General features: G+C 57.0%; 2 protein-coding genes and 1 pseudogene. 1 reads left to right on the forward strand and 2 read right to left on the reverse strand.

Translation table 11 applies throughout. The features are described from left to right. Nucleotides 1–8: 8 nt before the first annotated feature. Together FT726_RS26600 and FT726_RS26605 are read right to left on the reverse strand one after the other, a co-directional pair. Nucleotides 9–593, reverse strand: coding sequence for an NTP transferase domain-containing protein (locus FT726_RS26600; RefSeq protein ID WP_346303780.1), 585 nt, complete (start codon nucleotides 591–593; stop codon nucleotides 9–11). A 53-nt stretch (nucleotides 594–646) separates the two neighbouring features. Further along, nucleotides 647–2023: an aldehyde dehydrogenase family protein gene (locus FT726_RS26605; RefSeq protein WP_288423680.1), complete on the reverse strand. Its 1377-nt coding sequence runs from the start codon at nucleotides 2021–2023 to the stop codon at nucleotides 647–649. 480 nt (nucleotides 2024–2503) lie between these two features. Between FT726_RS26605 and FT726_RS26610 the strand changes: the two are divergent. Next, a pseudogene (locus FT726_RS26610) lies at nucleotides 2504–2838 on the forward strand (replication protein RepA); the annotation flags it as partial.

A 2838-nucleotide genomic window follows, 5' to 3' on the forward strand; every position in this document is an offset into this window, starting at 1 on the left:
GCTGCCGGTCAGCGGCTTGCCCCGGATCGTGGCAGATCCGCGTCGCGGATCGTGCCCTGATGGGCCGGCAGAGTGATGAGAATAGCCGGGTCAAGCAGCGCGCGGGCACCGCTGTCGCCCTGCAGTTGAACGAGCGCCGCGCCATAGTGCGCGGCAAATCCCACCGGGTGGCCCGGCTGATTTTGCCAGCTGAGCCGTACCTGCGGCGCACCGTTGCGCAGCGCCTGCGCCACGCATTGATGATCCTCCGCCCTCACCCACGCCATATCACCCGGTACGATCAGCCAGCCATGCCAGTGGGCGGTGGCCCGCACGCCAGCGGCAATGCTTTCACCGCTGCCGGCGCTGGCAATAGTGCAGGTCGCGACGCCGCACTGCTGTGCCAGCTGTTGAATGGCGCGATCTTCCGGCCGAATAATGAGGAGAAGCGGCAAACCGCTGCGCTGCGCCTGCTGCAGCGTCAGCTTCAGCAGCGGCTGAGGTACGTCATTATCGTCAGGATACGGTGCCAGCAGTTTGTGCCCGGTACCGCCGGCCTGACGAAAGCGGCTGCCGAGACCGGCAGCAAGAATGAGGATGCCTGGCGTCTGCATACAAGGATGGCTTCCGGAAGTTGGGGCGCACAGTATGGCGCGCCCCGACCGGGTTAGCGACGGTTTTTCCACACCGTCTGGATGTTACAGAACTCGTGCACGCCGAAGCTGGAGAGTTCGCGGCCATAACCACTCTTTTTCACGCCACCGATAGCGACGCGCGGATCTGAGGCGCCGTTGCCGTTGATAAACACCGCGCCGGTTTCCAGCTGCTCTGCCAGTTCCTGCGCCAGCGCTTCATTGCCGCTCCACACGGTGGCGCTCAGGCCAAACTCGCTGTCATTCGCCAGCTGCAGTGCATGTTGCGCATCGCGCGCGACGGTGATCGCCGCCACCGGCCCGAAGATCTCCTGACGAAAAGCGGTCATCGCGGGCGTGACGTCGGCAAGAATGGTTGGCGCATAATAGTTGCCGACGCCCTCGATCTTGTGGCCGCCCAGCACCAGACGTGCACCCTGCTGCAGGGTTTCCTGCACCTGATGATCGAGTTCATCGCGCAGATCGTAGCGTGCCATCGGACCGATATAAGTCTCTTCCTGCAGCGGATCGCCTACTTTCAGTGCCTGCACGGCTGCGCTAAAACGCGCCTCAAACGCTTCTGCGATGCTCTCTTCAATAATGAAGCGTTTGGCTGCCATACACACCTGCCCGCTGTTCTGGTAGCGTCCTGTGACCGCTGAGGCCACTGCCGCATCCAGATCGGCATCCGCCAGCACGATAAAAGGATCGGCGCCGCCTAACTCCAGCACGGTTTTTTTCAGTACCGCACCGGCCTGAGCGGCGATAGCCCCACCAGCACGCACGCTTCCGGTCACGGCGATAGCCGCGACGCGCGGATCTTTAATGGCTGCAGAAACACCGTCGTTATCAACGTTGATTACATTGAATGCCCCGCGCGGCAAATCGGTTGCGGTAAACAGTTCCTGCATCAGCCAGGCGCAGCCCATGACGCTTGGAGCGTGTTTCAGCAGGTAGGTGTTGCCCGCCAGCAGCATGCTGACCGCGCCGCGCAGGACCTGCCAGTAAGGAAAATTCCACGGCATCACCGCGAGGATCACACCGAGTGGACGAAACGATTGCCAGGCCTGCTGGTTTTCCACCAGCGTGGGCTGATCGGCCAGCATTGCCGGTCCGTGTTCAGCATACCAGTCACACAGGCTGGCGCATTTCAGGACTTCGGCACGCGCCTGCGCAATGGGTTTACCCATTTCCAGCGTGGCGAGCTTAGCCAGCTGATCCTGACGCTGGCGCAGCTGCTCACCCAGCTGGCGCAGCACCTTCACGCGCTGTGCCATCTCTGTGTTACGCCACTGCGCAAAGGCGCTGGCGCTTTGCTGTAAAGCCGTTTCCAGCTCGGCTGCACTTTGCAGGGGATAAGTGGCAATGATTTCGCCGCTGGTGGGATTACGTGAAATAACGTGATCAGTCATAAGATGCCTTCGTCAGATATTCGGGTTGATCAGAGTAGGATCTACCTTACGCCAGCCATCAGGTGATGAAAAATGAATAGATGAGAGCAAGTTGTTCACCTGAAATGAATTGAGAGACAGCGCAGGCCGGAAGATTTTCACTTTCCACCCTCACAGGGTGATTTAAAGACGTAAGCGAGTATTCTGCAGGTAACGCTTATCAGCATCAGTCGCCTCAACGGGTTATCCACTTATACAGTGATTAGATCTTAAAGAAAGATCATAAAGAGATCTAAAAGAGATCCTAAGAGATCCCCGATCGCGGCAGGCCGCACCCGACAAGGGCTGAGAAGGTGATCGTGTTCACTATAATCAGTAAAGTATCCACTATAGTCAGTACTTTATTCACTATAGACAGTAGAATGTTCACTATAAACAGTGTTAATGTTCACTGTAATCAGATACCGATCCTTTTCATCCACAGAATGAAGATCTCAGGCTATGGCAGATAAAGAGAGTGAAAACAAGGCGTTACTTGAACCTTTTCTGTCGGTGACGAAAAACAGTGGTGAAGTTATTCAGCTTCATCCCAATAAAAATAACACCGTACAACCGGTCGCATTGATGCGCCTGGGTCTGTTTGTTCCTACCCTGAAGTCAACGGCGCGCGGAAAATCCGGCGCGATGGCTTCAACCGATGCCACCAAAGAGCTCAAAAACCTGTCGCTGGTGAAAGCGGAAGGCTATGAAAAGATTACCATCACCGGCGCACGGCTGGATATGGATAATGATTTCAAAACCTGGGCCGGCATCATTCAGTCTTTCTCGCGTTATCC

Source organism: Pantoea sp. Morm, from assembly GCF_016643525.1.
Taxonomy (GTDB): domain Bacteria; phylum Pseudomonadota; class Gammaproteobacteria; order Enterobacterales; family Enterobacteriaceae; genus Pantoea; species Pantoea dispersa.

Coding starts and splice junctions, on each gene's coding strand:
- FT726_RS26600 (WP_346303780.1), bottom strand. CDS start 593: ATGCAGACGCCAGGCATCCTCATTCTTGCTGCCGGTCTCGGCAGCCGC.
- FT726_RS26605 (WP_288423680.1), bottom strand. CDS start 2,023: ATGACTGATCACGTTATTTCACGTAATCCCACCAGCGGCGAAATCATT.